Origin of the sequence: Ralstonia insidiosa, from assembly GCF_008801405.1 — a bacterium.
GTDB lineage: Bacteria > Pseudomonadota > Gammaproteobacteria > Burkholderiales > Burkholderiaceae > Ralstonia > Ralstonia insidiosa.
This window is the reverse complement of sequence record NZ_VZPV01000011.1, coordinates 1-2,942: the sequence shown is the minus strand read 5'-3', so window position 1 is coordinate 2,942 and position 2,942 is coordinate 1. Positions and strand designations below refer to the sequence as shown.

The 2,942-nt window shown below is 64.6% G+C and carries 5 protein-coding genes; all 5 read left to right on the top strand.

Features of this window, described 5'->3' with window-relative positions:
* Nucleotides 1-254: 254 nt before the first annotated feature.
* Nucleotides 255-695 carry a single-stranded DNA-binding protein gene (locus tag F7R11_RS26920; protein WP_009242153.1) on the top strand — a complete coding sequence of 147 codons (441 nt, stop codon included), beginning with the start codon at nt 255-257 and terminating at the stop codon, nt 693-695.
* A gap of 2 nt (nt 696-697) precedes the next feature.
* Nucleotides 698-877 (top strand): hypothetical protein, encoded by a 180-nt coding sequence (locus F7R11_RS26915; RefSeq protein WP_009242152.1) that lies wholly within the window; start codon nt 698-700, stop codon nt 875-877.
* An 82-nt stretch (nt 878-959) separates the two neighbouring features.
* The gene (locus F7R11_RS26910; protein ID WP_009242151.1) at nt 960-1,787 is read left to right on the top strand and encodes a DUF932 domain-containing protein; all 828 of its coding nucleotides are present in this window, start codon (nt 960-962) and stop codon (nt 1,785-1,787) included.
* Nucleotides 1,788-1,856: 69 nt separating this feature from the next.
* Nucleotides 1,857-2,165 (top strand): hypothetical protein, encoded by a 309-nt coding sequence (locus F7R11_RS26905; protein WP_009242150.1) that lies wholly within the window; start codon nt 1,857-1,859, stop codon nt 2,163-2,165.
* 107 nt (nt 2,166-2,272) lie between these two features.
* Entirely contained in the window at nt 2,273-2,503 is a 231-nt protein-coding gene (locus F7R11_RS26900) for a hypothetical protein (protein WP_009242149.1), read from the top strand.
* Nucleotides 2,504-2,942: the final 439 nt, after the last annotated feature.

Sequence of the window (2,942 nt, the reverse complement as noted above, 5' to 3'; positions counted from 1 at the left end):
GGGGCAAGAGCAACTGCAACACCTTGGGGGCCTGTTCCGGCCCCCAAACCCCGCCCCGAGGCTCCAAGGTAGCTTGCCTGAACCCCGAAGAAACACAAGCCGGGAACCCGCGAAAAATCAGGCTTTTCTCTCTCACAAACTATTGACGGTCAATAGTTTTATGGTACAATATGACTCATGGTGTAGGAACAAAGAACGGTTCTGCACCAGGCAGCAAAGACCACCATCAACCGAGCAAAAAAGGAGCTTCGATCATGGCCAGCATCAACACTTTCACCATCGTGGGCAACGTGACCAAGGACGTGGAATTGCGCTACACGCCCAGCGGCACGCCTTCCGTGACCTTCACTGTCGCCGTGGATAACGTCTATTTCGACCGCGACGGCAAGAAGCACGAAGAAACCGACTTCATCCCGGTGACGACCTACGGCAAGCAAGCCGAGAACGACGCCAAGTTTCTGAAGAAGGGTTCCACCGTGGCGGTGATGGGCCGGATTCGTAGCTGGTACAAGCAGGCCGAACGCAAGGGCGGTTTCAACTTCGAGGCCGAGCGCGTGCAGTACCTGGGCCGTCCCAGCGGCAACCGTGCAGGCGGTGACGCTGGCCAGCAGCAGCAAGGCCCCGGCAACGCCGAGCACGACGACTGGATGCGCGACTACGACAGCACCGAGCAAGCCGGTCAAGGCCGCCGCTAATCATGGCCAGCAGCTTTACCCGTGATGAGCTTTTCGATCTGGAATATGCAGTGAAAAACCTCATCGACGACAAAAAAGACTACTGCCCGAACGAAGAAGGCACCGCCGAGGCGGTGGCCCGCTTGGAAGACCTCCAAGCCAAGATTCAAGGGATGTTGCGCGAATCCGCGCCGCAGACCTGAACAACCGACAGGCCCGGCGAGCAGGCCGGGCTTATCGGCCCTTTGATCCCTAGACCATCATCAACTCACTGGAGAAATGACCATGCAACTCGCAAGCCGCTTCCGCAATGCTTCCGGTATCCGCGCCGACATGCCCCTGTCGGATGACCAAATCCGCGCCGTGGCCCCCTCGATTTTTGCCGAGGCCGCCCACGAAAGCCGCTCCGCGCGTTACACCTATATCCCGACCATTGACGTTCTGAACGGCCTGCGCAAAGAGGGTTTCCAGCCCTTCATGGTTTGCCAGACCCGCGTGCGCAACGAGGAAAAGCGCGAGCACACCAAGCACATGATCCGCCTGCGCCACGCCGACCAGATCGCCGGCCGCGAGGCGAATGAAATCATCCTGCTGAACAGCCACGACGGCACCAGCAGCTACCAGATGCTGGCCGGCATGTTCCGCTTTGTGTGCTCTAACGGCATGGTATGCGGCGAGACAACCAGCGACATCCGCGTGCGCCATAACGGCGACGTGGTGGGCGATGTGATCGAAGGCGCTTTCAAGGTGCTGGACAGCTTCGAGGAAGCCACCACCCAGCGCGAGGCCATGCAGGTGCTCACGCTCAACCAGGGCGAGCAGGCCGCCTTTGCCCGCGCTGCACTGGCCCTGAAGTACGACGACCAGGACAGCGGGGCTGTGCCCGTGACTGAATCCCAAATCCTGGCCCCGCGCCGCTTCGAGGATCGCCGCGACGATATGTGGACGACCTTCAACCGCGTGCAGGAAAACATGATGAAGGGCGGACTGCGCGGCCGCAACCGCAGCGGCCGCACCACCACGACGCGCCCGGTCAACGGCATCGACCAGAGCGTTAAGCTGAACCGCGCCTTGTGGGTGCTGGCCGAGGAAATGCGCCGCCTGAAGGGCTAACCCGAGCCGCCCGGCCACGCTGGACGCGCGGCCGGGCCTCCCTCCCACCACTACACGAAGGACGACACCATGAGCAGCCACCACGAATGGGCCGAGGAAGTCACCGCCCAGCACGACGCGCAAAAGCCCTATGCACCCGAGAACGGCCAGCCCTTGCGGTTCAAAGCCGGCGATCCAGTGATTTACACGAACCCGGCAGGCATTGAGTTTCCCTTGCGTGTCACCGGCTTCTATCAGCGCCCGGCTTCGCCGTGCGGCCAGTACGCGAACGGCGCGCGCTATCTGCTGGACTGGGATTGCCCGTGGTTCCCGGTTCCCGAATCCCGCTTGCGCCTGGATGAATCCCGCGCCGTGCCCGAGCTGGAGGCCGCCGCCTAAATCGGAGCGCCGGCCGCTGGCCGGCGCTGCACCCGGCTGACGCGCACCAGGGCGAGCAGGCCCGCGCGTCAGCCTCACCCTCGACCATCCAACCCAAGGACATGACCATGAGCAAGACCGCTACCGACACTGCCACCAACGAACTGATCCGCCACGCTATCGCCGCATGGGGCTACTTGGTGCGCTGGGGTTCCCGCCTGACCCTGGCCGAGTTCGCGGCCGCGATCCGCCGCCACTCGTCCCATGCGCGCGCCGAGGCCCTGGCCGCCGCGCTCGAATCGGCCACCGGCTTTGTGGCCCGCGACTGGCGCGGCTTCCGTGCCAACTGGCAATGCTGATGACCACCGCCCGCCTGCGCGGGCGGGCGCTCTTGGGGCTGCGCCCCGCCGCGCGGCATCCTGCTGGGCTTGGCCGGCACGGCTACGCCGTCCCTGCATGGCCCTTTTCCGGGTGCGCGCCGTGGGCGTGAGAGCTGGCCAGGGCTTCGGTTCCCGGAAGCCGAAACGTGGGCTTTGCCCGGCGTGTGCAAAGCGCGGCATGACGCAATGGCGGGCCACGGCTGCGGGGATGCTCCGCTGGTGCCAGTATTGCCAGCACAGCGAAGGGCAGGGCGTCTATGACCTGTTGCACCAGGATTCCCGCCGTCGTTAGGGCGTCTCCCCTGCGGGGCCGGGCTTTCGTGCTGCGCATCGAGCCGCCTGCGGCGTCTCGCCCCTTCGGGCGTCAATCCCTGACGCCTCCGCGCCGTGCCGGCGCTGCGCGCTCCGCTTGCCCGGC

Excerpts from the sequence above, each read along its gene's own strand:
- F7R11_RS26910 (WP_009242151.1), top strand. The coding sequence starts at position 960 with ATGCAACTCGCAAGCCGCTTCCGCAATGCTTCCGGTATCCGCGCCGAC.
- F7R11_RS26905 (WP_009242150.1), top strand. The coding sequence starts at position 1,857 with ATGAGCAGCCACCACGAATGGGCCGAGGAAGTCACCGCCCAGCACGAC.
- F7R11_RS26900 (WP_009242149.1), top strand. The coding sequence starts at position 2,273 with ATGAGCAAGACCGCTACCGACACTGCCACCAACGAACTGATCCGCCAC.
- F7R11_RS26915 (WP_009242152.1), top strand. The coding sequence starts at position 698 with ATGGCCAGCAGCTTTACCCGTGATGAGCTTTTCGATCTGGAATATGCA.
- F7R11_RS26920 (WP_009242153.1), top strand. The coding sequence starts at position 255 with ATGGCCAGCATCAACACTTTCACCATCGTGGGCAACGTGACCAAGGAC.